We start from the raw sequence: 26,629 nt of genomic DNA, 5'->3' as shown, positions 1-26,629 counted from the left end.
AAAATTGGTGGATTGAAAATAAATATTACCCTCAGGTAAACTCCTGACCCTCGATGCTCGGCTCATGCCCCGGCAGAATTCTGCTCCGTCTTACAAGGCTGAGTGCTTTAAAACAGCTTTCAAACCACTCGCTAAGATCCACATGAAGCCCTGGCGGATGAAACGGGAGATTGGAGCCAACAGAGACTTTTTGCCCAGTCTCATCTTCGAACTCAATCGGCGTTTTTGGTGGATGGACGTTTAGATATGAGTAGAAGTGATCACCCGAGATCAGATATCTGCCACTCTGGGCTTCAACAAGAACTCCCTGCAATCCCTTTGTGTGCCCTGGCAGTAAAACAAGTCTGATGCCCTCCATGAGCTCAAAATCACCATTCACGAGACAGAGATCCATTTCTTCAAGTGGAGAGAACAGCTCCTTTTCGTATATCTCCCGATAGTGCATTGGCGGGTTCATTGCAGACTCCCATTCTCTTTTCTGGACAAATATCCTTGCATTTTGGAAAAGCTTTGCATTTGCAACGTGATCAAAATGCAAATGGGTGATTATCAGAGTTTCGACATCTTCAGGGCTGAGTCCCACAGTTGAAAGAGCGTTTCGTAATCCCTTTTCACCACCGTCTTTGCAAGGGAATCCGTGCACCAAGCCGTTCTTAGGTTCAGAAACTCCAGCGTCGACAACAATCTTTTGGTCTTCACTCTCTATCAGCCAAACGTAAACTGGTCCAGAAGCGAGCAGACGCATATCGCCGAGCATTGCAACCGCGCCAAGAGGGACACTAATTTCCGCCTGTTTCAAAGGCTTTATGCGAAACATATTTTGTGTAAATGATGATCAATATAAATTTTCTCAGACTAAAATTGCAGATGTTCGCAAAGATTATATAATAATCAAACCTCAATTTATTCGGTGATGGGTATGGTTGGAACGCTACTCCAGATGCTGAAGGTTGGAGCTGAAACTGTTCTAAAGGAATACGAAGAACCAGTCAAGCATCTGATGAAAGCAAACATAGAAGTCCTGAAAGCTATACACTCTTTCACAGGCATTCTGGTAAATAACTTGGAAAAAATGGTCGAAGAAGAAAAGGAGCCAAAGAGAGAGAAACTAAAGGTTGAATAAAATTATTTTTTATTTTATAAAATTTTAGGAAATAACAAGATATATATTATTGAGGGACACATTCAAATTAATAAAAATAGCAAAAACTCGTGGGAGGTGTAGAAATGGGTTTAAGATTTGGAATCGCTGTCGGATCTCTGTTGATGGTTGTAGTGGGTTGGATACCGATTATAGGTCCAGTTCTTGCTGGTATAACTGCTGGAATTGTTACAAGAAGTGGAATGAGAAAGGGAGTTGTGGCTGGTTTTCTGAGCGGACTGATTGGAATTTTAATACTTATCGGTATGGCTTTCTGGCTTAAATCCTTTATTAGCTCATTTATAGAAATTACACCCTTGGAGTCCATAAGTAAATTCCCACAAAGCTTGATATGTATAACTATTTTTGTAATACTACTCGAAACGCCTATATTTGGGTTAACTGGCGGATTGATAGGAGGCACTCTGAGTAACATTGATTCATCTATCCAAAAACCCTCCAAAGAGTTATCAGAAAAAGATTCCGCAATCATACAAAAACTTTTAGCAGAAAAAGATGAAATTTCAAAACTCCTAAATAATTTGAAAGAGAGCCTAGAAGCCGGTAAAATTAGCCAAAAAACATATGAAGAACTTAAGCGAAATTTTGAGAAGAAATTAAATATAATAGATAAAAAATTGGAAAAAGTTAAGAAAGAGTAATTTGAAAGAGAAAAGTAATAAATTTCTTTTTTGGAAATCTAAAATTGGGAGGTAATACTTGTCAGAAATAAACCATTTGGAATGGCAGAGAAAAGTCATTAAGAACTTAAGATTGAGCAAAGAATTTAATTGCTTTAGATTGCGGATATCAAGCATAGCTGTAAAGTCTAATAGCATTTTAAACACCATGCAGTTTCCAAAATCTGGAAATGCATTTTTTAATGACACTAAGTGTTTTTAAAGACGCGCCAATTCAGGTATGATCACTAAGATACCCATTTTCTAAATTAGCAAATGGGGCAAAAAAGCTTATAACTTCAAAAAGCTTTTGTGAGATGAAATGAAAATAAAAGCAGTGATCTTCGATCTCGATGACACGCTTGTGGATTTTATTCCTGCAAAGCTTAAGGCATGCGAGGAAGTGGTCAAATTAGCTCAGCGAGGTTCTGCAGAAGAACTTTTGAACTACTTTCTTAGAGGAAAACATGGCTTCGAACACTACGAAAACATTGCAGACTTTCTTCGAGATCATGGTGTCTTTAGCCAGGAGCTATTCTTGCAATGCTGTGAAGTTTACGAGAAGACCAAGCTTGAAAGAATTCGAGTTTACCCGGGAATTGAGGAAGTTCTAAAAAGACTTAAAGAGCTCGGTTTTAAGCTTGCTGTTGTTACCGATGCAGAGAACGGCAAGGCAATTTCAAGGCTGAAAAAGTTCAATCTGGAAAATTATTTCGATGCCATTGTTTCTGCGGACATGAGCGGAAAGCGGAAGCCTGAGCCAGATTCAATTCTCTTAGCCCTTGAAAAACTTGGCGTCAAAGTTGAAGAAGCTGTTCTCGTTGGCGATAGCATTCGGAGAGATATTACTGCTGGTAAAAGAATCGGAATGATCACAATTTTCGCTTCTTATGGTGCAACTTTTATCTCCTATGCTGGTGATGCGGATTTTGTAGCTGATAAGCCAGAAGATATCTTAAAAATTCTTCAAATTCTACAAGAAAGTCAGCACGGAGAACGCAGTACTCGATACCCTTGAGTCTGTTGTTTAGAGCTCAGCCAAACTGAATATTTATATATACTAAATGCTAAATACACAGGTAAAAACATGGTGTTAGATGATAGACCTATTTTGAAATGCTAAGCGAGAAATGGGCTAATTGTTGGTCACATCCAAGTCTACCAAGGGAACCGATTTATCCCTTTGGTAAAAGACCCCTTTTTGAATATCTGCGCATTTATGCTGAAAGAAATCCACAGAAGGATTACATAATTTATTACGGACGCAGGATAAGCTATAGAGAAATGGAAGAACTTACAAACAAATTTGCGAACTTCTTGATTTCGCATGGTTTTAGAAAAGGCGATAATTTAGCGATGCTATTGCCTAATTGCCCACAATACCACATAGCGTTTTTTGGAACCCATAAAGCAGGTGGGTGTGCTGTATCATTGAGTCCGATACTCAAAGAAGCGGAAATGGAATTCTTCTTCAGGGAGGTGAAACCGAAGGTTATAGTTACGCTGGATTTATTGGCTCCGACTGTTGAAGAAGTTGTAAGCCATCTGTCGATTGATAGCGTTATCGTTCCTGCAAGTTTTCGAGAGTTTTTGCCAGAAAAACCAGAAATTGACGTCCATCCTTTAATGCAAACTCCAACTGGAATCGAGAATACGATGACAGAACTAATAAGAGATCAGCCAAAAGACAAACCAAACGTAAATGTAAGCCTTGAAGACCACGCAGTAATTTTCTTCACAAGTGGCACTACTGGGCTTCCAAAGCCTGCGGTGCATAAGCATAAAAATGCACTCTACAAGGCGGCATGCCTATACACATACAGCTCAGCTCACCTTCTTGTTGAAAACTATGCGGAAAAGACTGTGAATTTCGAAGAACTGGCGAGAAGGATTGCGGAAGATGAGGTATCTCTTGCGGTAATGCCAATATTCTGGGTAGCGGGTCATGATATGGGGGTTTTAGCTCCAACAATTTCAGGCTCAACGGTCGTATTGCTTTCGAGATGGGATCCAGTTGCGGTTCTTCAGGCAATAGATCGCTACAGAGTTACTTCCACTTACATGGTTTTTGATATGTATTGGAGCATTCTAAACTATCCAGAAGTGACTAAATATCGCCTGAGATCATTGAGAACATGCACAGGCTCGAGTTTCATCAAAGGACTTACGAAAGAACTCAGAGACAAATGGAAAGAATTGACTGGAACTACCCTGCGTGAAGCTTCCTACGGCTTAACTGAGTCGCATACATTCGACACAATAACCGCTGGATTTCAAACAGATGATCTGGATATAAAAAGAATGGAAAAATACGGCGGTATTTTCTGTGGAATTCCTTTGCCTCAAACGTTTATCAAGATAATCGACGAAGATGGCAAAATTATGCCTCTTGGTCAGCCCGGAGAGATTGCGATAAAATCTCCTTCTGTGATTGAAGGTTACTTGGGGAATCCTGAGGCAAATGCAAAGTCCTTCAGAGATGGGTGGTTACTGACTGGCGACATAGGAATGTTCGATGAAGACGGTTTTCTATACTTTATTACAAGAAAAAAATACATGCTTAAGGTCTCTGGTGTGCTTGTTTCGCCTTCATTCGTTGAATATCTGATCCTAAAGCATCCCGCTGTTGAATCCGTAGGCGTTATCGGAGCAAAGGATCCACAAAAGGGAGAAGTCCCAATAGCCTTTGTTAAGCTGAAAGAAGAATTCAAAGGAAAAATCACCGAAAAAGAGCTTTTAGATTGGTGCAAGAATAACATGTCCCCCCATAGCGTTCCAAGAGAGATAATAATAAAAGAGAGTCTACCGCTAACGCCTACGGGAAAAGTTGTGAAAGAAGAGTTGATAAAGGAATACGAGATCAAAATTAGAAGTTAGATAACACTTTATTTCAATTGATAGAAAAATTTAAGTATTAGCTTGCGATCTGGTATTATGAAAACCCAACTTGTCTTCGTCGGACACCACAAAGAAAGACTTCTGGAATCAATAAACGCATTGAATTTAACAGTAAACAAGATCATCCTTTTTGTCGGCGAAGAGGACATTTCTGGCGAGGAGAGAGTAAGGAGAGTTGCAGAAGAGCTGAGAAATGAACTTAAAATAAATTTTGAAGTTGAAATACAAGAGATAAACAAGAGAGACGTTATAAGGGCGGTGATGCAACTTCTCAGGATCATAAGGGCTGAAAAGGCTTCGGGAAGAGAAGTAGTTATTAACGCCTCGGGCTCGCTTCGCACCCTTGCCATAGCGGGCTACATAGCTGGTTGTGTTGCAAATTGCAAAATATTTACTTCAATTCCAAAATACGATGAGAACTTCGAGGAGATAGGAGTTGAGCAGATCATCGAGATTCCAACACTTCCGATCGATTTTCCCAGCGAAGAGCAATTCAGAGTTTTATCAACGATTGAGAGTGGCGTCAATTCACTCGATGAGCTGATCCTGAAGCTAAATCCGAGCATAGACAGGAATTCAAGGATTTTCTTCAGCGAAAGATCGAGGCTAAGCCATTTGATTTCAAAACTCGAAACTCAAGGATTACTCAAAAGAGAGAAAGTCGGGAGAAATGTTAGAATCGTCCTAACAGATCTTGGAAAAATTCTCGTTGAGGTGAGATCGTGATAGAATATCTGATCTTTGCATTCACACTTCTACTGCTTTTTCTGCTTTACAGCTACAAGGACAAAACGGAAGAGCTGAATAAAAGGCTGACAAATCTCGAAAAAAGCGTGCAACAGATGGTTGAAAACTCAGTAGTAAGAACGATACAGAATTCAGCGAGCATTTTCGAGAGTCTTTTTGCTTCAGCCCTTGCAAAGAACACCGAAGCAATCAAAGGAGCCTTTGCGACTTCACTTAAAGAGCTTGGAATTCAAGAAGATATGGGAAAGCTGAGAGAAGCTTCAAACGACCTGAAAAACATAACATCCGATTTGAAGTCGATGTTCGAGATCAAAAGCTCGAGAGCGAAGTTTGGTGAGCTACAGCTTGAAAATCTGCTCAGAGATCTGTTTCCAGTGCAAAGACTAAAGTTTCAGGAGAATATAGGCCCCGGCATTCCGGATGCGTGCGTTCTTGTCGAAGAAAACAGATTTCTCTGCATCGACTCAAAGTTTCCGCTTGAGAACTTCAGGAAATTTTGCGAAGCTGAAAAGGCTGAAGATAAGGATAAGCTTTGGAAGATGTTTCTTAATGATTTGGAAAGACACGTGGAGAGCATAAGATCGAAATACGTCGGAAAGGAAAATACGATGGACTTTGCATTCATGTTCATTCCGTCAAATGCGATTTATTACAGAATAATCTCGGAATCTCCCGAAATTGCAGTTGAAGCTTCAAAAGCGGGAGTTATTCTCACGTCTCCTTCCATTCTGCCCGCTTATCTGAATTTAATTTCTGCTAAAATAAGGGCTGAGGATATCTCGAAAAGTGCGGAGAGAATTCAGCGGAGCATAGATGAACTCGGAAGGCACTTAGAAGACTTCGAAGGAAATCTAGAAACTCTGCTCAGGCACGTGACCAACGCAAGCAACAATGTTCCAAAGGTTCAGAAATCATTTAACAATTTAAGAGCCTTTTACTCTAATTTGAGCAGTCTACGGGACTTGGAGGAGAGAAAATGAAAATAACGATCTTCGACGGTGCTGACACGATTGGAGGAAACAAGATCTACGTTGAAGAAAATGGCAGAGGTGTTTTTCTCGACTTTGGAATGAACTTTGCAAGGCACAGCAAATACTTTGAGGAGTTTCTAAGGGAAAGAAACGTGAGGGGGATCCATGATCCCCTTCATTTAGGGCTGATTCCAAGGCTTAACGTTTATAGGAGCGATCTGATCCCTTCAGACGTCGATCTTTCATCCTATCCGAAGTTAAATGTTGAAGCAGTGCTTATAAGCCATGCACATCTTGATCACTTTGGCAACGTCGCTTATCTTCAAGAAAGCATTCCAATCGTTGCTTCTCCAGCATCACTTGCAGTTCTAAAAGCTATGAGAGATTCTGGAAAGCAAACAGGGGGTAGCGAAATCCCTTACTACTCACTTAGAGAGCGTTGCGAAGACAAAAGGGTTCTAATGGCTATCCAGAGCAAAAAACAGCCTTACTTGGGCAGAAACCTTGTTTGCACAGGAGAAATAAATAAAGACCTCGAAGAATTTCTATGCTACCGCCCAGGTCAGGAATCTGGGAAAGGAATTGAAGCGGGAAATATTTGCTGTCTTGAAGAAAAAGATCTCTCCTTCGAGATCAAAGCTTTCGAGGTCGATCATTCTGTCTACGGTTCTCTGGGCTACATTCTCTATGGCAACATTGCGATCGCATACACAGGCGACATAAGGCTCCATGGTAGAAAAGAGAGTGAAACAAAGAGGTTTGTGAGCGAGGCGAAGAATGCAAGTGTTCTCATCGTAGAGGGCACGAGAGCGGGAAGGGGAGATTACAACGTTACGGAAAAGGAGGTTTTCGAGAACTGTCTTAAAGCGGTTGAGCATGCTAAGGGTTTGGTTATAGCCGACTTCTCCCCGAGGAACATCGAAAGACTTGAGATGTTCAAAGAAATAGCGGATAAAACAGGAAGACAACTCGTGGTCACAGCCAAAGACGCTTACATGCTGCAAGCCCTGGAATTAACGGATCGCATTTGCAGAATGGAAGGAGTTGGGATCTATAAAGAGCTAAAAGAAAAGAGAGACAAATGGGAAACTGAAGTTGTGATGAAGAGTTGGGAGAACGCTTATGTCGATCCTGTGGAGATAAACAGAGATCCCGAAAGCTACATTCTCTGCTTCTCCTTCTACGATATGAAGCATCTCCTCGACATAAAGCCCAGTGGGGGCATTTACATTTACTCTTCCAGCGAAGCCCACAGTGAAGAACAAGAATTTGATTTTCTAAGGCTTCAAAACTGGCTCAAAACCTTCAATTTCGAGATTTTTGGCTTTGAAATCATCAACGAGGGTGGTAAACTGAAGCCAGAGTTCGTTAAGGGCTATCACGCTTCTGGACATGCGTCGAAAGAGGATCTGAGATGGATCATTGAGAGGATCGATCCTGAAGTGCTGATTCCTGTGCACACTGAGAATGCAGAATGGTTTGTTGAGAATTTTGAAAACGTGAAGGTTATGGGTAATGGAGAAAGCTTCAAATGTGGATGAGCTAATTTTTGTTGTCTGGGGGTTTAGGTTATGTGTGAGCTTTTCGCTTTAAGCTGTAACAGTAAAGATAGGGGGACTTTTAGCCTTCCGTTGTTTGCAAGGTATCATACCCGTTACTGGCATGGATGGGGAATCGGATACTACGAAGATGGCAAAGCGGTGGTCAAAAAATCTACAAAAGATCCGAACTCAAGCGAGATTTTCAGAAAAGCAGTAGAAAATGCGAGAAGCAATGTGATATTGGCGCACTTGAGACTTGCAACAAGAGGTGAAGTCTGTGAGAAAAACTGCCACCCGTTTCGTTTTGGATTTCTCAACAGAGACTGGCTATTCGCCCACAACGGCGATCTACCGATAAACTACCCGAGCAAAGTTGAAAGTAATACTGACTCCGCTATGGCTTTCTCTTTCATGATCGACAAAATTGTTGAATATCTGAGAAGAAGTAGATTCAGGGGAATTTATCCAGCGGTTAAGTTGGCAACCAAGACATTACTTGAAAGCTACAATGGAACCCTAAACTATTTACTAACCGATGGTAATGCTCTGTTTGCCTTCTGCAACCACCGAAACATGTTCATGCTAAGAAGGGAAAAAGACTACGGTGGAGCGATTTTGATTTCAACTCAGAAACTCACCGACGAAAGATGGGTTCCGATTCCTAAGAACAGAATTATTTGCTTGATCAACGGAGAGTTATTTGTTGTGAGCAAAGAGATTTGCTTAAGGGAATAAGGGATTGTGAAGCTAAATTTTTGAAGATGAAATGTTAATGAAAAGCTCTTCGGCTTTGAGTGGAGACATCACATTTTAATTTTTAGTTCAATTGATAGAAAAATTTAAGTATAAGTTATACAACATTCTATTGTGGGGTGGAGAGTATGGGGTGTGAGGTGGTAAAATATGGTTAATTATGCGAAGTATATGATGGAATGGTTGAGGGTAATGGAAAGATTTGCAGAAGCAGAGGAGTTGAAAACAGATGAGGAGAAAGTATATGTTTCGATGTCGGATACATTGGCAAGTGTTGGTTTGTTTTTAGGTGCGAAGGTATACAGGGATGAAAACGGATTTTTTATGTTGTTGAATGATTTGAAAAAATTGAAAAAATATGATGAGATTAAGGAATTAGTAGAGAGAGCGGTTAAATTGAATAGAGATTATCCTGAGCTATACAAAGAGGATTTAAAGAAAGTGGATAAATTTAAGAGTAAGATGCGAGGAAAAGTATGGTTGTGAGGAGTGTGAGAAAATGATTAAGAAATTTGAGCATCTATTACCGAAAGAATTGGATTGCAGTGTTGTTATGGTTGATACATGGGAACCTTTGGATGATGCAGGCGTGAAATTGTTTGAAGTGAAAATGGAGGATGTCGAGTCGGTGTTGAATAAATTGAAACCGAAAGTTCCATCAGGTTGTTTTATTTTGGTGTATGACAGAAAAGGCAATGTTGTGGCGGAGTATATGGAAAAGGTGTTGGAATTTTTAGAGGGACCGAAGAAAAAGAAGAGAAAGAAGACCCGAAAATAGTTTCGTATTCGCCAAGGCACAAGCTTTAAAACTTTTTTTCTTTCAGCTTCTATAAGTTTCAGCAAGCTTTATTAGAGCCCATGAACGCCAGTATTCCTCAGTTATACTTCTTGCGATTTCTAAGGCTTCATCAAGAATATTTTCAGCTTTACCAAGCGCTATTGAAACCTCAAATAAAGCCAATGAACAATTTGATTTATCATATAAGCCTTTTTGCTAACTTTAAGGCTTCCTCAAACATTCCAACTTCTGTAAACGCTTTTGCAATAACACTCAAAACCTTTGAGTGTTTCTCGAGCAAAGATTGCGGTGCTTTTGTTTCTGAACTGAAAGAAACGCTAAGCTGTATAACCAGAACACCTGAACAAAAATTTAAGTTTTAAAATTGAGCTTATAGTGTTATGGGAGAAAAAAGAGCATACATAACACTCCTTGGCAGATCTGGTTGGGCGGTTGTAAACACTTACTACGCAGTTCTGAGTTTGAAATCCTATTATCCTGACTTAATCCAGATCTTCGCGGAGGAATCTTATTCCAAGGGGACTGATAACGTAGCGGAAGAGCTAAAAGTCCAATTTCTTAGAGAGAAAATCACAGTCGAATCAAATCCGACGCTTTCTTTCCTCCAAATTTTAGAAGAATGCTATCATAAGTTACAAGCACTGCTCCAAGCTTCATGGATAATGCTAAATAGACAGAATCGTAAATCGTTAGCCCTTTCTCAAAGGCAATCTCAACAGCGTCTTCAAAAAGCTCTTTAAAGCCATGAACTGAGAAATCAAGTATCATCAAAGCTTTTATGCCTTCAATGACATCTTCTTCGCTCAGCTTGGCATATCTTAAGACGTTTGCAACTTCCAAAAACAAAAGCTCTGGAACGTGCACTTCGAATTCTTTGGAAATTATCTTCTCCAGCAATAGTTTCATCTCCTCGCTTTCTTTCTCTCTCAAAAACCACTTTACAGCGGCGCTTGCGTCAAGGACAATCATCTTTTATCCCTAAACTCCCTAATAACTTGCTCTGAAGGCTTTTCAAGCTTGGCTTTTGAAGCGATTTCTTCAATCTTTGTCTTTGCCCACTCCATTTCTCTCTTTTTAACTTCTTCTTCAAGAGCTCCTCTTATGACTTCGCTCACATTGATACCCAATTTTTTCGCTCTCTCCACGAGCTCCTTCCTGACTTTCGCAGACACTGTGATGTAGTTCATGGTTTGACTACTAATTTTGGAGTATATATTTATTACTACCTCTTGCTGTCTAAAAAATTGCCCATTAATCGACAGGGAAGAATATTTTGGGTGTGGCTATATTATTGACCCAGTATTCCGATATAACCTATAACTGGAAGTTTTAAATGATGACATCGTGAGACCTTTGGGCAATTTTATTTTTATTGGATTGAAATATAAGTTTGTATAACATCACCAAGGCGGTTTTCCGTTCTGATGAACATACTGGTTGTAGTATTTGGCCAATTTATACGCATCGTACACCTGCCAGATGAAGATTAGGAAATAAACCAAAAAAAGAATAAAGAATGCAGAAATCACTGATGCAAGATCTTTTGTGGCTATTAAAATTGCTAAAGGGAAAACAAAGATAGTTATTACCCCGGGTATACCTATCCCAAGAAGGATGAGCCCCTTCCATATTTTTCCAACATAGATGTGTCCTATACCCCAAAATCCGAAGACTCCAGGTATTAGAGCTAAAATAGCTGTCAAACCCGTATTTTTTATCTCGTAAACATACACCCCTCGAGTTGGAGCAGTTGAAGTTTGATCCGCACCACAATAGGGGCAGAAATAGGCATCCTGTGGAATTTCTTTACCACATTGTTTACAGAAAGGCATTTTAAATCACCATTTTCTCATCCTCACAACATTGATTTTTACTTTTTTGTTATAGATTACAACAAGATATATAAATTTTTCTTTGAGTATGAATGGGGATAGGAAAAAATTTTATTTGTTTATTCTATTAAAATAGATACAAATTGGGGAGATTTAAGGGATTTATCCAGCGGTTAAGTTCTATTTCGAATCAGAGTTTAGCTTTTTAAAATAAAAAGTGAAGTTCTTGCTTGGCATGCATTTCGAAGTTTCAAAAATTTTATCTATGATAAATGTAGGTGGGAGGTATGGGATTTGAAGTTGAGACTAAAGAAGGAAATTCTGAGCCCAAAACAGAGGTAACAGAGAACAAAAGACCAAAGATATGGTTAATTAAACCCGGGGAGGGGGCAGAACTCTGGGAAGATTGCGTAAGAGAGGGGCGTATTCGAGTAGGCTGGGCAAGAGTCGTGAAAGCTCTCGGAGAAGAAGCTATATTAAAATATGACAGAGATAAATTTAACGAAGAGTTCAGGAGAGCTGGTCAAGGCAAAGATAGTTTCCGAGATCCAAGCAGATTATGGAAATTTCTAAGGGAAATATCCAAAGGGGACATCTTGCTGGCTATGAAGGGTTCGAATAAAATTATAGGAATTGGAATTGTCAGATCTGACCCTCAATTCGATTTTGGAACGGATCCTGATTATCCCACCTTTAGAGCTGTGGAGTGGATTCGGACAGACTTAAGTTTAGAGTCTCCAAAGAGACTGATTGCTACGATAGGTGAATTGGAGTGGGAAGAAGTTGAAAAAAGCCCAGGGCTTAAAAAAATAATTAACCAAGTTCTGAACCCCGAAATTAAATCAGAAGAGAAAACTTTAATCGATTCTACAATAAAAGAACAGCTCGAAAATATTTTGAATAACAAAAAGCAGGTCATTCTGTATGGTCCGCCGGGCACAGGCAAAACATGGCTCGCACACAGATACATCGCAGGTAAAGAAAAAAAGCTCGAAATACCAATTAAAAAGTCGGAAATCGGTTACTTCATTTATGCTGTAAAACCATCCAATTTGAACCCCAAAGAACTCAGAGAAAATGAAAGTTACGAAATTCTTGAGGGGAAATACAGAACAGCCTATGAAAAAATAGAAAATGGGGATGTTGTTTTCATTTATATCGGACATCCCTATGGAAGAGTTTTTGCGATAGGGGAATACGAAAAGAAGAAGATAAAGGATATGTAAAGATCAAGAAGGTCTTTGAGGGCGTTGATCGTGATAGAATGAATGAAATAATCCATGGAAGACAAAAAGCGGGTGTAAGGCTTATAGATCTCAGTGTTGAAGAAGCTTATAGGTTAGCCAAAGAGTCTGGATTAAGCGAGGATTATATATCAGAAAACCTCCAGATCAAAAGTGACAGCACAGAAGAATTGGAGATTTCGAGATTTGACATGGTCACATTCCATCCGAGCTATTCCTATGAAGAGTTTGTCGAAGGTATCAGAGTCATTTCGGAAAATGAGCAAGTGAGATACTTCGTTGAGGATGGTATTTTCAAAAAGAGTGCCTTAAAGGCAATCTGCATGGCTATTCTAAATTCGAAATTCGAAGACCTGAAAGCTCTCGCATCTGAAATAATGGAATATCTCGCTAATGGTGATTCGTTGAGCAGGGAAAGATACTCTGAGTTGAAAAAATCGCTTTGGGGGAAAATTGAGAAAATGAACAAGGAAGATGTGATAAAACTTTTTTCAGAAGCTCCAGAATTCTATCTACTCATTGACGAGATAAACAGAGGAGACATCTCCAAGATCTTTGGCGAACTTATAACTTTGCTCGAAGCGGACAAAAGACTTTCTGCAGAGAACGAGAGCATTGTTACTTTGCCATACTCCAAAGAGAAGTTTGGAGTTCCACCAAATCTCTACATCATAGCAACTATGAACACCGCAGACAGGAGCATTGCCTTAATAGACGTTGCACTGCGAAGAAGATTTGGCTTCATTGAGCTCATGCCAGACTATGAGCTTCTTGAAAAGAGACTCTTATCTGGTGAAGATTCCGCAAAAGAAGTTAAAAAGCTCACAATCGAGGTTCTCAAATCTATGAACGAAAAAATCAAACAGCTTTACGACAGAGACCACCAGATAGGGCATAGCTACTTCCTCAGGCTTGAGAAATGCAATTCGAAGGAAGAAGCTATTAGGATTCTAAAGGAGATCTGGTATTATGAGATTATTCCTCTGCTACAAGAGTATTTCTACGACAGCCCAGAAAAGCTGAAAGAAGTCGCTGGAAACTTCGTAATCTTGGAAAAAGACGGCAATTCCTATGAAATAAAGAAGAACTTCTCTGACGAGGATTTCCTTAAAGAATTGGAAAATTTAGCTGGTGAGAGCGTTGGCTAAAGTGACGCTCTTCGAGTATAAGCCCGTTGAATACGAGATCGGCGGAAGAGATGATATTGAAGGGGACAGATTGATGCTGACTGAAAAGACAATAGAACAGCTCGAAAAGATTAACGAAAAGAATAAATTTCTTGAAATAGGTAGGAAGAGGATTAAACCGCTAAATTACGTTGGAGTTGTCAAAGCAGGAAAAATAACGCTCGAAATATTCCCAAAATTCGCTTCAGAAGACAGAAAAGAGATGATCGCAGGAAATCTGTTGAAGATGCTTGAGTTTACTTTACTCGATTTCAGAGAAGTGGATTATGCGGAACTTTCCGAGATAAATGACTTTTTTGAAATTCTCATCGAGATCTTTGCCAGAAATCTGTTGAATTTGCTGAAGACAAAGCAGAACTTCCAATACGTCCGCAGATATGATGAAATGAGATACGTTAGAGGAAAGATCGATTTTAAAAAGCACTGCAACCCTGCAAGGCTTCATTTGGTTCCCTGTGAATTTTACGAGAGACATCTTGACAATTTAATAAACAGAACGCTGAAATACACGTGCTTTTTGATGTCAAAGGTCGTTGAAACTCGAGAAACCTACAGAAAGCTGAGACGGATTACCGATATATTGGAGCCTGTGGCTTTAGCCCCAGTATCGGTTCAACAAATCGAAAGCATTACATTTAACAGGCTAAACATCGAATTCAAACCATTCATCGAATTCTGTAGAGTGTTTCTCGAGCATTCAAGCCTTACACTTCAAGCTTCGAAGGTGGAATCCTTCTCCATATTAATTCCAATGGAACGGCTTTTTGAACAGTTCGTGGCTGGAGTGATCAGAAAGGAGAGGCTCTACGAAGTTTTTGGTGAAAATGCAAAACTCGAGATTCAAAAGTCGAAGGGAGCTTTTCTGCAGAAAAATGGACATATAATTGCACAAATGAAGCCCGACATCGTTATCGAGATCGGGACTGAGAAAATAATCATCGACACGAAATACAAACTCCTCGATCCCGAAGCTCGAAAGCTTGGTATAGACCAGCAGGATCTATACCAGATCTACGCCTATTGCAGGGAGCTTGGAGCAAATAAGGCTCTCCTGATCTATCCTGAAGGTTTGAATCCGATAAGCGAAGAAATTCTGGAAAAGCCTTTTCTCGTGGGCAAAGATGGAAACATAAAGCTCTTCGTCAAGACTCTACCACTGCAAGATGATTTGATCGAAAAATGGGAGGATTTTGTTTCTAAATTGGAAGAAATGCTCAAATGCCTGCTTAATAACAAAAAATTTAATTTATAACGATGAACATAGGCAAAATGATGAGTGAGAAGAAAGCATACATAACACTCCTTGGCAGATCCGGTTGGGCGGTTGTAAACACTTACTACGCAGTTCTGAGTTTGAAATCCTATTATCCTGACTTAATCCAGATCTTCGCGGAGGAATCTTATTCCAAGGGGATTGATAACGTAGCAGAAGGGCTAAAAGTCCTGAGCGAGGAGTTTGGCTTTAATCCAAGAATAGAATACACAATCTTAGGGGACAACGACTTTGTTACAGCTGCAGAAAAGATGATAGAGCTAATAAAAAGGCTTAAGGAACAGGAATTCAGAATTGCAATTGATATAACCCCTGGAAGGAAACCTCTTGTTTCTGCTGCACTCATTCCTGCTATGAAGCTTAGACTTGATCATGTTTTCTACCTTGCGGTCAAAGAACTGTTGCCAATGCCATACATGATGATCCCACTGGCTCAGCAACAGCTCAGAGACTTTATGGAAGAAGCTATGAAGGTGAAAAAATGAATGAAGCGGTTATTTCAGCCAAAGAGCTTCAAATACTGCTCAACCAAGTTGACGAGATCAGCGTCATGTATCCACTCTACAAGCATTTCGACCTATTCACCGCTAAGCAGGAGGTAAATGGCTACAGGCTCAAGATTTTGCAAGGAATTGCGGATTTCGAAGAACAGCAGTCTCACTTCTCTTCAGCTGAGATGCCATCGTATGAGGACTTCATGCAATGTTTAATTTCTGCGGGCATAATCAACTACAAAAATTACGATGCATTCAAAGAGAAATTAAAGGCTTATATGAACCTTACAAAGACCATTCTTTTCTCTCCAGACACCAATGTCCTTTACCATCGTTTTTTGAGTAATTCTGGAACTGATCCGAGAAAGGTTTTGCTTGTGGACACTGTGCGAGAAGAAATAGAATCTATGCTCAACTTCAAGTATTCGCCACAGCAAATAGCTGAACTTAAAAAGGAGGCAAAATATCAGAACTTTTTACTGGACGAGTTTGTTAACAGGAGAATGAAAAAGTCGAGAATTGCTTGCATTGCTGTTGAAGAGTATAGAGAGCTAAGAAAGTTCGCTGTTGAGATAGAAGGAATAGAACACTCTACGAGTGATAAGGAGCGAAATGACATAATAATTGTAAAAACTCTCCGAAGATTCGAGAAAGAAAGGAACTTAATGCCCTCGCTGTTAACTGCGGACAGACAGATGGCAGATCTTTGCAATGCTGAGGGTCTGGAACACTTTTTATTCAACTTCCCTCATGCCATCGAAGCTAACTTCTGCAGTCATCATTCAATGCAAAGACTGATCTACAACCTCGCAATGATTTTCGGTGTTATCAGACTCAACAGCGTTGTCATATTTGGCGAATTCAAGGGAAAGAACAGTATAGACGAGTTCAAGCTGAGATTTCTGGATGATGAGCTCTGGAAAAGCTTTGATAAGAATTTAAGAATATGCAGGAGGTTGATGTCGCTTGGGATCGAGTAAAATTTACAGATTCTCTGCGAGTAAGCTGGAAAGAATGAGGAAAAGAATTGGCGATATGCAATCTGAGATAAAAGCAGTTGAAGGCTGGCAGAAATCAAGTCTAAGTCCAATGAAGATTCTTGGGCTTTTTGATAAGCTGAGAATTTTAGAGGGCTACGAACTCGTGGGATACATTTTCAGAAGAGGGGGCAATGGGAATGGTGTTGTCTGGGCGGTTCCAGAGGGCATTTCTGCAGAATTAAGTGAATGTGAAAAACTCGATGACGTTCTAAAAACTCCTAAACCCAGATTAGCGGTTAATCCTGAGTTTGTAATCGAAGTCGACGGGTCTCCTGAGTCTTATCTCCAGAAGTCAATTCTAATTAGAGAGCTTTATGAATTTGGAGCTTTATGGCATGGAGCAAGCTGGAGTTTGCATAGGATCATAGGCAGGAAGCCGAAGGGCTTCGAATGGTTCGAAGAAGTCAGAGATCTATCTCCAAAGGTTATAATGGGAACTAAGATCATCGTGGAGTTTTATACTGTGAGCGAATTCATTGAAAAAGCAGTCTACAGGCACGAAGACGTTTACGATGTTTTCAGAACCAAAGAGAAGATCGTTGCGAGTGGCGGGGGAGGGTATATCTTGTAGCGTCAAAGCTAAATTAATTCTTAAATAGTCGAAGCTTTATCTTTTTCAGACTTTCTAAGTCAGGATATTGAACTCGAGAAAGTGAGACTCGATTGTCAAATTTTTGAGAAAAATCTCGTCTTGGTTTTGAACTCCACACATGGGAAGAAAGCCAAGCGGTAGAGTTAATTGTTCCGTGTGGATAAAGATCTTCTCTCAGAGTTGCGAGAGATTGCCAAAGTTCAAAGCGTCTCCATTTCGGATTTAATCGAGCGGAAAATACTCGAATTGATAAAAGAGTTTGATTCCGAGAAAGGCAAATCTCATATGCGAAAAAATTTCTCATATGAGATATCCAACGAGAATAAAATTCCACATCCTTCAAAACGGGAATCGAGTCGATTTGATAATCCAAAATTTAACAATAGCCTTTCAAATTCATTTCATTCTCATAAAATCTGGGTCCGGAGGGATTTGAACCCTCGACCGCCCGGTTATGAGCCGGGCGCTCTGACCAGTCTAAGCTACGGACCCTTTTTAAGCTGTTGGAAAAATTGTATTTAAGGGTTTCGTTATCCGATTCCTTTTATCTCCACGACCCTCTGCGCTTCGTCCAGTCTTAAAATCTCGCCTAAAAAACTATTTATCACATATATGTTGCTTTTCTGATGATCCGTGATCTTGGTGGTGCTGTATTTAGTCCTTCCTTTCGCCAGTGCGCCAAAGATCATTAACTGATCCGCGAGATGAGAATCAAAAACCCCCTTAGCCGAAAATTCATCATAGAAGTTCTTTACAGCTTCAAAGCCGACTTCTTCAGCCCTTTTGCCCCTCTCTCCAAGAGCACTTCCGCCCTTATAACCGCACCAGATAGTTATTCCACTTCCAGTCGAAACTCCTTTGAGAACTTCGACTCTGATTTCTGCACTCAATCCCTTTTCTCGCAAAAATTTGATTGCAGACTCTTTTTGCCTTATTGCGACATGCTCAGGCAGATTCTGACAGTGGCTTACTCCTTCAATTCTACATATTTTTTCATTGAATTCCTTTCCTTCAAGCTTCGAAGCTTCGATCTCTACAAGCACCCTGCCACCCCCCTTCGGATAATATCCCCTTGCCAATACTTTCAGGTTCACTACGGCATTCATTTCTTTCAAAGTCCTTAGAGTTACGTTAGCGAGATAGTCAATTGTTGGCGACCAAGCAACGTCAGTTCCACCGATTATTTCAAGCTTCGAAGGTCTATCAGCAACCAACAGCGGTGGAAGGATTGTCTGGAGAATCAGAGTTATGCTTCCTGCGGTTCCTATATCAATCTTGTAATCTCCTCCCTTTATCCTCTTAGGCTTGAAAACGATCTTCGTTGATCCAAGCCGTAGACCTTCGACTTCAGCTTCACTTATAAGCTTTGCAACCTCTATACCCTTAAGATGTTGTGGAGCAAGCCCAGGATTTGGTCGATTCGCTCTGATATTGAATACCTCAACAGCTTTACCAGTTATACAGGAAAGTGCAACCGCAGTTCTGAGAATCTGACCACCACCTTCCCCAAAGCTACCATCGATCCTGAGCATCAAAATCTGTTTTTCAATGGATTTAAAAATCCTAAACAGACTAAACGCATGCGTGAATACAAGATAAAAAAAGGCTATGAAGCCAGCAATAGCAGACTTGAGGAACTTCTGAAAAAATATTTTGGCGGTTTCAGCTTTGAGGATGGCTACTATGTTGTGAGGAACTTCGGAAGCATTGAAGAACTAAAAGCAAAGCTCGAGAGAAAATCGTTGCTCATAGAGACAAAGACGAAAGTTATCGACAACGAGACCGCAGTTAAAACGCTAAAAACCTATAATAGCTTTCTTGAGGAATTCACAGGTTACACCGCAAAAGAGAGACAAAAAATGCTCAGAAAAGAAGTTGAATCATGAAGCGCCTATTTTTAATATTGGTTCCTCTTATCTTAGCGGGATGCCTGTCCTTCGAGCTTAGCAGAGAAGAATACTGCAGCAAAGCTTGGCGCTGGGATCTGGAATGTGCCCTAAATCTAACTTTAACTGATGAAGAAGTAAAAAAGATAGGGGAGCTGGCCGAAAGTTTAAGGGGAAATGATTGCGTTGAAAGCTCATGGAACGTTCTTGAGTGGGTTGAAGAGAACATAGAATACGATAACTTCAAAGCACAGCTATCAAGCCCAATTATAATAACAAAAGGTAAAGAGATAATGGTGCAGAACCCAGATAGAATTTATCAGACGCCAATTGAAACGGTCAAAATTAGAAGGGGGATATGCGGTGATTATGCTATTCTAATAGCCGCATTCATGATTAATTTAAATTGTAAACCCTACGTGCTAAGATTTGAGTTTACTGAGGAGGAAACTGGACACCTTGCAGTCGGTCTTTTGTTAGACCAATACTACGTCCTTGACCAAAAGTTACCTCCTATGGATCTCGGGAGTTATTACAAAAAATGGCTTCACCAAGGTAAAAGGATAAACAGAACCTATATATACGATTACGGACTTCTTATCGGAGAAATTTCTGCAAATGAAATGAGAAATTTAGACTACAACTTCTCCAGCTCGGATCTAAGATTTCTGAAAGATCGCCTCAGAATTTCCTTAAGAGAGTATTTCAGGGAAGATTCCGGAATTCCTCAAGGCTACTGGGAATATCTGAGTCTAAAAATTACATTTCAAAATTACGCAGACTTCTACACGCCTGTTTTTGCGGAAAAATTTGCAGAAAAAATCTCTAAAGAGGTGCTTAGGGCTATCAAAGAATATAAAAAAGACTGGAAGGCTTTCAAACTCGAAATTAGCCAGATTTCCGGCGATCTCGTTGTGGAAGTTCAGCTTGCTAAATAAAGTCCAGCCTATGAAGAATTTTTGAAGAAAACTTATGTGTCCCGAAGGATACAAGTCATTCGTGATCCTCAACTTCCTCACGGTTAACACAGCCTGGAACAGGAGAAAAGTTGTGGAATTCATGGAGAGATACGAAGTCGATACTGTTTTTCTCGACCTTCCATCCTCATTTGAACCTTATCTTGCCCAAAGGCTTCTTCCTCCTGCAGACGTTAGCTCTATACAAGACTTAAGAGCTTGCGAACCTATAATTCATTTTTGTTGGGACAAAAATATAAAAATATATTGCTATTTAGACGACAAAATCTCTGAAGGGCGTGCCAACATCAATGTTGAACTTGCAAAACTTGTGCTGAAATTTAAAATCAGTGGGAAAATAGACATACTTGAATGGAAAAAATTGCTTTTTGACGACATAAATTTAAGACTTGTCTCAAGCGAATATAGCGCTATGAAGATACGTGAAAACGCGAGAGGATTGGCCGCCTGTCTAAACTTGACTCCTGAAGCTGAGAAGTATCTAAAGGAGGAGGGATTTCAGGTTGAAAGAATAAAGTTATACGATTTTAATAGACCCGTCGATAGGCTTTACCAGTTGGCTTTCCGTGAGCTCAACGGCGAAAAAGTTACCAACGAAGAGTATTTTGAACTGATAAGAAAACACATTTCATTTATCGACACGGTTGTGGAGGTTGGATATGAAGATGCATGCAAATTCCTCTGGTTTTAAGGGTGTGCTTGTCGATGAGGAGGGAGTTAGATATGGAATCATATGTGATGGAAAGTTTGAAGAGAGTAGAACCGAATACTCTGAATACGTGTTCACACCCACATTCTTCAATGCCCATACCCATTTAGGGGACGCAATCGGCAAAGATCCTCCATATTTGGACTTAAAAAGTCTCGTCGCTTCGGGAGGCTACAAATTCAAAGTGCTTAGCTCAACCCCTATGGAGGACTTGAGAAAAGCGTCGATTCATGAGATAGAAATTGCAAAACTTTCTGGAACTTCTCATTTTCTTGACTTCCGTGAAGGAGGAATAGAAGGTTTAAAGGTTACTTCAGGGATACGGGGAGTTATAACATTTGGAAGACCAAACAGCTTGGAGGAAGCGGAAAAAATTGAATGTAAAGGCTTTGGGATGAGTAGCACAAAAGATCATGATATCGAGTTTTTGTTCGAGATCAGAAAAATCGCAAGAAGAAGGGGGCTGTTTTTTGCCATACATGCAGGTGAAATGGATTGCGAGGATGTTGAAAAAGCTCTCGAACTCGAGCCAGACGTAGTCGTGCATATGAATTCCTGCCCCGAACTTTTAAAGTCCTTCATTGAAAGAGGTATTCCAATAGTCTCTTGTATCAGATCAAACGCCTTTTTTGGACTTTTGAACTCTAAAGCCTACAAAATTCTTTCCGAATACCATAATTGGCTTATAGGCACAGATAACGCGATGCTTTTCAACCCATCAATTCTGGAAGAGATGCACTTTGCATCTGTTGTAGTCAGAAAGGATTTAGAGGTGTTTAAAGCAGCAATAAGAGGCACAAAACTATTTAATGTTCAAAACGGATACGTTGTGTTCCACAGAAATCGAAATTTAAAAAATTCTAAAAATCTGCTTTCCAGCATCGTCAGGAGAGCTGGAATCCAAGATATAGAATGTGTGATTTTGCCTGAAGCTTATCCATAACCAACTGGTTTTGCTGAAACCTTTATCTTCTCTGTCCTTATTCTCTCTTCGAATCTTTCATAGAAGCTCAGCATCGCCTCATTTACGCTTGGCTTTATCTTCTTAAGAGCCTCAAGGAAGTGTCTCATCTCTACCCTTTCTGCGTTTGGATCTTCTCTGAGTGCAAGCATTACCGCTTCCCTGCAAATAGCCTCAATATCTGCACCAACATAGCCTTCAGTTATTTCTGCGAGTTCCTCAAGATCGACATCCTCAGCCAGAGGCATATTCTTCGTGTGGATTCTGAAGATCGACAATCTGCTTTTACGATCCGGTGGTTTCACGTAAACCAGCCTATCAAATCTTCCAGGGCGCAATAAAGCAGGATCCAGTATGTCTGGGCGATTTGTAGCGCCAATCACAACTACCCCATGAAGCTCTTCCAGTCCGTCCATCTCGATCAATAACTGGTTCAAAACTCTCTCAACCGCTCTCGAACCCTCATCCAGGCCACGCATTTGGGCTATTGCATCGATCTCATCGAAAAAGATTATACATGGGGCTACCTGACGGGCCTTTCTAAATATTTTCCTAACTGCCTTTTCACTCTCTCCAAGCCACTTGCTCAAAAGTTCTCCACCCTTCACGCTGATGAAATTCGCTTCGCTTTCGTTCGCTACAGCCTTGGCTATTAATGTCTTCCCAGTCCCCGGAGGACCAAAGAGAAGTATTCCCTTTGGTGGTTTGATACCAAATTTCTTGAATTTTTCTGGGAACTTCAGAGGCCACTCAACCGCCTCCATGATCTCTCTTTTCACATCTTCCAATCCACCAACGTCCTCCCAGGTCACCTTTGGAATCTCAACGAGAACTTCTCTCATAGCTGATGGCTCAATTTCCTTCAGCGCTGACAAAAAGTCTTCCCATTTCACTCTTATCGACTCCAATACTTCCACTGGTATCTCCTCGCTTTCAAGGTCTATCTTTGGGAGGTATCTGCGGAGCGCCTTCATTGCCGCTTCCTTACAAAAAGCCTCGATATCTGCTCCTACAAAGCCATGTGTCTGGTCTGCAAGTTTTTTCAACATTTCCCTTATTATCTCGGAATCAACCTCACTAAGGATTTCAGGGCTTAGAAGAGATTTTAATGCCTTTTCTATATCCTCTTCTTTCTCCAGCTTCTTTATTTCTTCGATCGCAAATTCGAGATCCTTCTGCATCTTAGGATCTTCGGTATTCCTCAAAACTCTACTAAGAGCCTCAAGAACAAACTCACGCAGATACTTCGGCTCTAAGGGCATATTTCTGGTGTGTATCTGTAAAATCTCAAATCTCCCTTCTCTATCGGGAACACCGATCTCTATTTCTCTATCGAATCTCCCCGGTCTGCGCAAAGCTGGATCAACGGCATCGATCCTGTTTGTTGCACCAATGACTATAACCTGCCCTCTCTCTTCGAGTCCATCCATCAGAGTGAGCAATTGTGCTACGACTCTCCTTTCAACTTCTCCGGTAACATCTTCTCTCTTTGGCGCTATTGAATCTATTTCATCTATGAATATTATACTTGGAGCGTTCTGCTTTGCTTCCTCAAATATTTCTCTGAGCCTCTGCTCCGACTCTCCGTAAAATTTGCTCATGATCTCTGGACCATTTATTGTGAAAAAGCTTGCACCTATCTCATTTGCAACAGCCTTGGCAATTAGTGTTTTTCCAGTTCCAGGAGGACCATGCAAGAGCACACCCTTTGGAGGTTCGATCCCAAGTCGCTTAAAAAGCTCGGGATATTTCAATGGGAGCTCTATTATTTCTCTAACTTTCTGAAGCTCATCCTTTAGTCCTCCTATATCCTCATACGTTACACCTGCTTTTCCGATCTTTTCAAATCCCTTTGCTGGATGTTCTCTGAAAACAACTTTTGTTGTCTCCTCTATTATGACCACTCCTTTAGGCTCTGTTTTTACAGCAACAAAAACCACTGCCTGGTTTTGCTGTCCGTATTTTCCAAATCCCGTGATCGCAGGAGAACCTACAAGAGGGACAAAATCTCCTTCGAGCACAGGTCTTTTGAGAAATTGATGCTTTAAATACTCTCCAGGATCAATTCCGTAAACTCTCATTTCAATTTTCTTTACTGGAGCAAGAATTACAAGTCTTGCTGGCTCATAATCTGCCTTTCTAACTTTTACAACGTCACCAACCCCAACACCTGCATTCTCTCTTGTAAAATGATCAATTCGAATTATATTTTTGCCCCAATCCCTCTTTGGGGATCTCCAAACCTTTGCGACAGTCTTCCTTTTACCCTCTATTTCTACAATGTCCCCCGGTGAGATTTGAAGCTTCATCATCGCATCCGGATCAAGTCTTGCAATACCTCTCCCAGAGTCGCTGGGATATGCCTGATTGACCTTGAGCATGAGTTCCATATTACCACCTAAAAGAATTTCTATTTAAAGGATAAAAAGGCTTGTGGTGATTGGATGAAAGTTGCCATCTTCGACGCTTTCAACGGAGCAAGCGGGGATATGATAATCTCATCACTGTTGGGTATTTCGCTCTCCGAGACAGATCTAAAAGAAGTTGTTGAAACTCTTAAACTTGACCTGCGCTTTAAAGTCAAAGAAGTCAAAAAAAGAGGAATTTCCGCAAAAAGAATTTTTGTTGAAGAACTAAAGACTGAAAGAAGCTTTTCTGAAGTTATAAAGCTAATAGAGAACTCAAAACTTGAGCACACCATTAAAGAAGATTCAAAGAAGATCTTTGAGAGAATTGCCATTGCAGAAGGAAGAGTTCACGGTAGAGATTACAGAAAAGCAGTTTTTCACGAAGTAGGCAGTGATGATGCAATTTTCGACGTCGTGTGCTCAGCAAAGGGTATAAGAAGGCTCATGAGTGAAGGTTACAGGTTTTTTGCAAGTCCAATAAGGCTTGGTGGCGGTTTTGTTGAAACTTCACACGGCAAATACCCCGTGCCAGCTCCGGCAGTTTTAGAGATTCTCAAAGACTCAAAACTCGAAGTCATTTTTTGCGGAGAAAAAGAGCTCTTGACGCCAACAGCCAGTGCAATCTTGGCTCATTATTGTGAAGGAACGTTTAATTATCCATTGAGAATTGAAAAAATCTCCTACGGCGCGGGAAGCTATGAAACTGAAGCTCCAAACGTTTTAAGACTTATTTTGGGTTTCTCTGAAGTTAGTGATAGCATTGCAGTCATAGAGACCCTCGTTGATGATCTGAGCGGAGAGGAGATCGGCTATGCTCTTGAAAAGCTCAGGGCAGAGAATCTCGATGTGATCGCAATTCCTGTGATAGCCAAGAAGTCCAGACCTGCTGTGAAGATCGAGGTTTTAGCAAGGCTTGAAAATGCAGAAGAAGTTGCGATGAGTGTTATGAGAGAGACAGGAAGCTTGGGTGCAAGAATTATACCAGTATATCACAGGATGATTGCCGAGAGAACTTTAGAAGAAAAAGACGTTGAAATTGAAGGTAAAAAATTCAAAGTCAGATTTAAGATTTCGAAGGCATTGGGAACCGCAAAGCCAGAATTTGAAGATGTGGCAAAAATAGCCAAAGAGTTAAATCTGCCAATTTACAGTGTTTACAAGCTTCTGGAGGGAACTCATGCTGATTCCAAGTGGAAGTAAATGCATAGATTCGTTGTTAGGCGGTGGAATTGAAACTGGAACGATCACTCAGCTCTACGGACCAAGCGGAACAGGAAAGACGACTCTTTGCCTCATGTTTGCGAAAAACTGTGCAAAGAGCTATAAGGTAGCTTATATTGACACAGAAGGACTTTCCGGCGAAAGAGTGAAGCAGGTATTTCAAGATGTTTCTCTTTTCTCGAATGTTTTTGTTCAAGAAGTATTCACTTTCAGACAGCAGGCTTCTGCTTTGAAAGAAGTAGAAAAGCTTACAAAGACTGAAAAAATCAAGCTCGTAATCGTAGATTGCTTTACATCATTATACAGAAGCGAGCTTGAAGACGAGAGCAGGCAGATCAAGGTAAAAAGAGAACTTACTGCACAGTTAACCTATTTGCTTGGACTGGCAAGAAAATTGGATCTTGCGGTTCTAATAACAAACCAGATGTTTACAGACGTCAAGACAGGGATTGATAAACCCTTAGGCGGAACAAGTATTGACCATCTTTCAAAGACGATACTTTCGCTCGAAAGAGTTGGAAATTTACGGAGGGCAACGCTTGTTAAACACAGATATAAGAAAGAAGGAGAGAGTTGCGAGTTCCAGCTCACAGACAAGGGAGTAGAACCTTAACGGAGTAAAGGCAAACTCCCAGTGATCTTGTCGATCTTCTTAGCCTCATCTGGTCCTAAAACGACAGCAGTAATTGTTCCTGGAGGTATTTCAGTAAGGCCCGCGTCTTCTACAATTGCAGTCGGAATTCTTTCCATCTCTGCTTTATCTCTTACTGCCAAAAGTTCCTCAAGGTTTCTAACCCTAAGAACAATTTTTTTCTGCCCTTCACGAAGCCAACGCTCTCTTTTTTCTTTATCACTCTTCAGAAAACCCAATATACTTGCATGTGCAACCTGAACTGCAAGCTTTCCTCTTGAAAGCTCCAGATCGTCTCTAACAACTATAACTTGCTTAAACTCCATCTCCAAAACCGAATTTTCTGAGCTCTTCCTCACTAACAGCTTTCGACTTTTCTACCCACTTATTGCCAAGCTCCAAAGCCTTTTGCTCATCGAAGTCCGTGACTGTGATCTTCTCCCCATCAAAGCTCACACACTTCATCGGGATCGCAATGAATTTGTCGTAGACTTTTACGATCAGGTGGTTGTCAAAAACATCAATGCTTTCACCAAATTCCTTGCCGTCTTTGAAAACAAACCTGCAAATCAGATCCATGCTCTTTGTAAAGCTTTGATTTTTAAAAGTTTTTGTTCAGCAATAGCGATAAGATCTTAGTATTT

At 40.5% G+C, this 26,629-nt stretch carries 31 protein-coding genes and 1 tRNA gene; 22 read left to right on the top strand and 10 right to left on the bottom strand.

Annotated elements, in window-relative coordinates; translation table 11 throughout:
* Positions 1–31: 31 nt before the first annotated feature.
* A complete protein-coding gene (locus QXI54_03015) occupies positions 32–817 on the bottom strand; it encodes an N-acyl homoserine lactonase family protein (GenBank protein ID MEM0302125.1) in 786 nt (261 codons plus the stop codon).
* A gap of 93 nt (positions 818–910) precedes the next feature.
* Between QXI54_03015 and QXI54_03010 the strand changes: the two genes are divergently transcribed.
* The 10 genes from QXI54_03010 to QXI54_02965 all read left to right on the top strand — a co-directional run bounded on the left by QXI54_03010 (position 911) and on the right by QXI54_02965 (position 9,509).
* Positions 911–1,123 (top strand): hypothetical protein, encoded by a 213-nt coding sequence (locus tag QXI54_03010; GenBank protein ID MEM0302124.1) that lies wholly within the window; start codon positions 911–913, stop codon positions 1,121–1,123.
* A 104-nt stretch (positions 1,124–1,227) separates the two neighbouring features.
* A complete protein-coding gene (locus tag QXI54_03005) occupies positions 1,228–1,803 on the top strand; it encodes a DUF5518 domain-containing protein (protein MEM0302123.1) in 576 nt (191 codons plus the stop codon).
* A gap of 340 nt (positions 1,804–2,143) precedes the next feature.
* Positions 2,144–2,839, top strand: a complete 696-nt coding sequence (locus tag QXI54_03000; protein MEM0302122.1) for an HAD-IA family hydrolase — start codon at positions 2,144–2,146, stop codon at positions 2,837–2,839.
* A 98-nt stretch (positions 2,840–2,937) separates the two neighbouring features.
* A complete protein-coding gene (locus QXI54_02995; GenBank protein MEM0302121.1) occupies positions 2,938–4,698 on the top strand; it encodes an AMP-binding protein in 1,761 nt (586 codons plus the stop codon).
* A 57-nt stretch (positions 4,699–4,755) separates the two neighbouring features.
* Complete coding sequence (locus QXI54_02990) at positions 4,756–5,445, top strand: DUF6293 family protein (protein MEM0302120.1); 690 nt, start codon at positions 4,756–4,758, stop codon at positions 5,443–5,445.
* The gene (locus QXI54_02985) at positions 5,442–6,446 is read left to right on the top strand and encodes a DNA recombination protein RmuC (GenBank protein ID MEM0302119.1); all 1,005 of its coding nucleotides are present in this window, start codon (positions 5,442–5,444) and stop codon (positions 6,444–6,446) included. Before QXI54_02990 ends, QXI54_02985 begins: the two co-directional genes overlap by 4 nt.
* A complete protein-coding gene (locus tag QXI54_02980; protein ID MEM0302118.1) occupies positions 6,443–7,978 on the top strand; it encodes a ribonuclease J in 1,536 nt (511 codons plus the stop codon). The genes QXI54_02985 and QXI54_02980 overlap by 4 nt, the downstream gene beginning before the upstream one ends.
* Positions 7,979–8,008: 30 nt before the next feature.
* Positions 8,009–8,713 carry a class II glutamine amidotransferase gene (locus QXI54_02975; protein ID MEM0302117.1) on the top strand — a complete coding sequence of 235 codons (705 nt, stop codon included), beginning with the start codon at positions 8,009–8,011 and terminating at the stop codon, positions 8,711–8,713.
* Between the two features lie 168 nt (positions 8,714–8,881).
* On the top strand, positions 8,882–9,217 hold the full coding sequence (locus tag QXI54_02970) for a hypothetical protein (GenBank protein MEM0302116.1): 336 nt from the start codon (positions 8,882–8,884) through the stop codon (positions 9,215–9,217).
* A gap of 13 nt (positions 9,218–9,230) precedes the next feature.
* Positions 9,231–9,509, top strand: coding sequence for a hypothetical protein (locus QXI54_02965; protein MEM0302115.1), 279 nt, complete (start codon positions 9,231–9,233; stop codon positions 9,507–9,509).
* Positions 9,510–9,551: 42 nt separating this feature from the next.
* On the opposite strand, the gene QXI54_02960 is transcribed toward QXI54_02965, so the two are convergent.
* From QXI54_02960 to QXI54_02945, 4 genes are all read right to left on the bottom strand, one after another.
* Positions 9,552–9,692, bottom strand: coding sequence for a hypothetical protein (locus QXI54_02960; protein MEM0302114.1), 141 nt, complete (start codon positions 9,690–9,692; stop codon positions 9,552–9,554).
* 408 nt (positions 9,693–10,100) lie between these two features.
* Positions 10,101–10,499 (bottom strand): type II toxin-antitoxin system VapC family toxin, encoded by a 399-nt coding sequence (locus QXI54_02955; protein MEM0302113.1) that lies wholly within the window; start codon positions 10,497–10,499, stop codon positions 10,101–10,103.
* Positions 10,496–10,717, bottom strand: coding sequence for a type II toxin-antitoxin system CcdA family antitoxin (locus QXI54_02950; protein ID MEM0302112.1), 222 nt, complete (start codon positions 10,715–10,717; stop codon positions 10,496–10,498). Before QXI54_02950 ends, QXI54_02955 begins: the two co-directional genes overlap by 4 nt.
* A 213-nt stretch (positions 10,718–10,930) precedes the next feature.
* Positions 10,931–11,362, bottom strand: coding sequence for a zinc ribbon domain-containing protein (locus tag QXI54_02945; protein ID MEM0302111.1), 432 nt, complete (start codon positions 11,360–11,362; stop codon positions 10,931–10,933).
* A 287-nt stretch (positions 11,363–11,649) separates the two neighbouring features.
* Between QXI54_02945 and QXI54_02940 the strand changes: the two genes are divergently transcribed.
* From QXI54_02940 to QXI54_02915, 6 genes are read left to right on the top strand one after another with little or no spacing between them, the layout of a single operon-like run.
* On the top strand, positions 11,650–12,588 hold the full coding sequence (locus tag QXI54_02940; protein MEM0302110.1) for a hypothetical protein: 939 nt from the start codon (positions 11,650–11,652) through the stop codon (positions 12,586–12,588).
* Positions 12,589–12,626: 38 nt separating this feature from the next.
* Positions 12,627–13,754, top strand: coding sequence for an AAA family ATPase (locus QXI54_02935; GenBank protein MEM0302109.1), 1,128 nt, complete (start codon positions 12,627–12,629; stop codon positions 13,752–13,754).
* 1 nt (position 13,755) lies between these two features.
* Complete coding sequence (locus QXI54_02930; protein ID MEM0302108.1) at positions 13,756–15,045, top strand: hypothetical protein; 1,290 nt, start codon at positions 13,756–13,758, stop codon at positions 15,043–15,045.
* Positions 15,046–15,062: 17 nt separating this feature from the next.
* Positions 15,063–15,551: a hypothetical protein gene (locus QXI54_02925; GenBank protein ID MEM0302107.1), complete on the top strand. Its 489-nt coding sequence runs from the start codon at positions 15,063–15,065 to the stop codon at positions 15,549–15,551.
* Positions 15,548–16,540 carry a PIN domain-containing protein gene (locus QXI54_02920; GenBank protein MEM0302106.1) on the top strand — a complete coding sequence of 331 codons (993 nt, stop codon included), beginning with the start codon at positions 15,548–15,550 and terminating at the stop codon, positions 16,538–16,540. The genes QXI54_02925 and QXI54_02920 overlap by 4 nt, the downstream gene beginning before the upstream one ends.
* A 34-nt stretch (positions 16,541–16,574) precedes the next feature.
* Entirely contained in the window at positions 16,575–17,171 is a 597-nt protein-coding gene (locus QXI54_02915; protein MEM0302105.1) for a hypothetical protein, read from the top strand.
* Between the two features lie 438 nt (positions 17,172–17,609).
* Here QXI54_02915 and QXI54_02910 read toward each other — a convergent pair.
* Positions 17,610–17,684, bottom strand: a tRNA-Ile gene (locus tag QXI54_02910).
* 38 nt (positions 17,685–17,722) lie between these two features.
* Entirely contained in the window at positions 17,723–18,724 is a 1,002-nt protein-coding gene (rtcA, locus tag QXI54_02905; protein ID MEM0302104.1) for an RNA 3'-terminal phosphate cyclase, read from the bottom strand.
* A 48-nt stretch (positions 18,725–18,772) separates the two neighbouring features.
* Between rtcA and QXI54_02900 the strand changes: the two genes are divergently transcribed.
* From QXI54_02900 to QXI54_02885, 4 genes are read left to right on the top strand one after another with little or no spacing between them, the layout of a single operon-like run.
* The gene (locus tag QXI54_02900) at positions 18,773–19,078 is read left to right on the top strand and encodes a DUF5611 family protein (protein MEM0302103.1); all 306 of its coding nucleotides are present in this window, start codon (positions 18,773–18,775) and stop codon (positions 19,076–19,078) included.
* Positions 19,075–20,016 (top strand): transglutaminase-like domain-containing protein, encoded by a 942-nt coding sequence (locus tag QXI54_02895; GenBank protein ID MEM0302102.1) that lies wholly within the window; start codon positions 19,075–19,077, stop codon positions 20,014–20,016. The genes QXI54_02900 and QXI54_02895 overlap by 4 nt, the downstream gene beginning before the upstream one ends.
* A 34-nt stretch (positions 20,017–20,050) precedes the next feature.
* The gene (locus tag QXI54_02890; protein MEM0302101.1) at positions 20,051–20,746 is read left to right on the top strand and encodes a hypothetical protein; all 696 of its coding nucleotides are present in this window, start codon (positions 20,051–20,053) and stop codon (positions 20,744–20,746) included.
* Positions 20,715–21,707: an amidohydrolase gene (locus tag QXI54_02885; protein MEM0302100.1), complete on the top strand. Its 993-nt coding sequence runs from the start codon at positions 20,715–20,717 to the stop codon at positions 21,705–21,707. The genes QXI54_02890 and QXI54_02885 overlap by 32 nt, the downstream gene beginning before the upstream one ends.
* Here the strand turns inward: QXI54_02885 and QXI54_02880 are convergent.
* Complete coding sequence (locus QXI54_02880; protein MEM0302099.1) at positions 21,698–24,115, bottom strand: CDC48 family AAA ATPase; 2,418 nt, start codon at positions 24,113–24,115, stop codon at positions 21,698–21,700. The two genes, QXI54_02885 and QXI54_02880, sit on opposite strands and share 10 nt — an antisense overlap.
* Positions 24,116–24,169: 54 nt before the next feature.
* Here QXI54_02880 and larC point away from each other — a divergent pair, with 54 nt between their 5' ends.
* A complete protein-coding gene (gene larC / locus QXI54_02875; protein ID MEM0302098.1) occupies positions 24,170–25,333 on the top strand; it encodes a nickel pincer cofactor biosynthesis protein LarC in 1,164 nt (387 codons plus the stop codon).
* Complete coding sequence (radB, locus tag QXI54_02870; GenBank protein MEM0302097.1) at positions 25,311–25,967, top strand: DNA repair and recombination protein RadB; 657 nt, start codon at positions 25,311–25,313, stop codon at positions 25,965–25,967. The genes larC and radB overlap by 23 nt, the downstream gene beginning before the upstream one ends.
* On the opposite strand, the gene pth2 is transcribed toward radB, so the two are convergent.
* Together pth2 and QXI54_02860 are read right to left on the bottom strand one after the other, a co-directional pair.
* Entirely contained in the window at positions 25,964–26,311 is a 348-nt protein-coding gene (gene pth2, locus QXI54_02865) for a peptidyl-tRNA hydrolase Pth2 (GenBank protein ID MEM0302096.1), read from the bottom strand. The two genes, radB and pth2, sit on opposite strands and share 4 nt — an antisense overlap.
* Positions 26,301–26,564, bottom strand: coding sequence for a DUF5749 family beta-barrel protein (locus QXI54_02860; protein MEM0302095.1), 264 nt, complete (start codon positions 26,562–26,564; stop codon positions 26,301–26,303). The genes pth2 and QXI54_02860 overlap by 11 nt, the downstream gene beginning before the upstream one ends.
* Positions 26,565–26,629: the final 65 nt, after the last annotated feature.

It is taken from the genome of Archaeoglobaceae archaeon (assembly GCA_038734275.1).
Lineage (GTDB): Archaea > Halobacteriota > Archaeoglobi > Archaeoglobales > Archaeoglobaceae > WYZ-LMO2.
The sequence above is the reverse complement of the archived record's forward strand: the minus strand, read 5'-3'. Positions and strand labels throughout refer to the sequence as shown.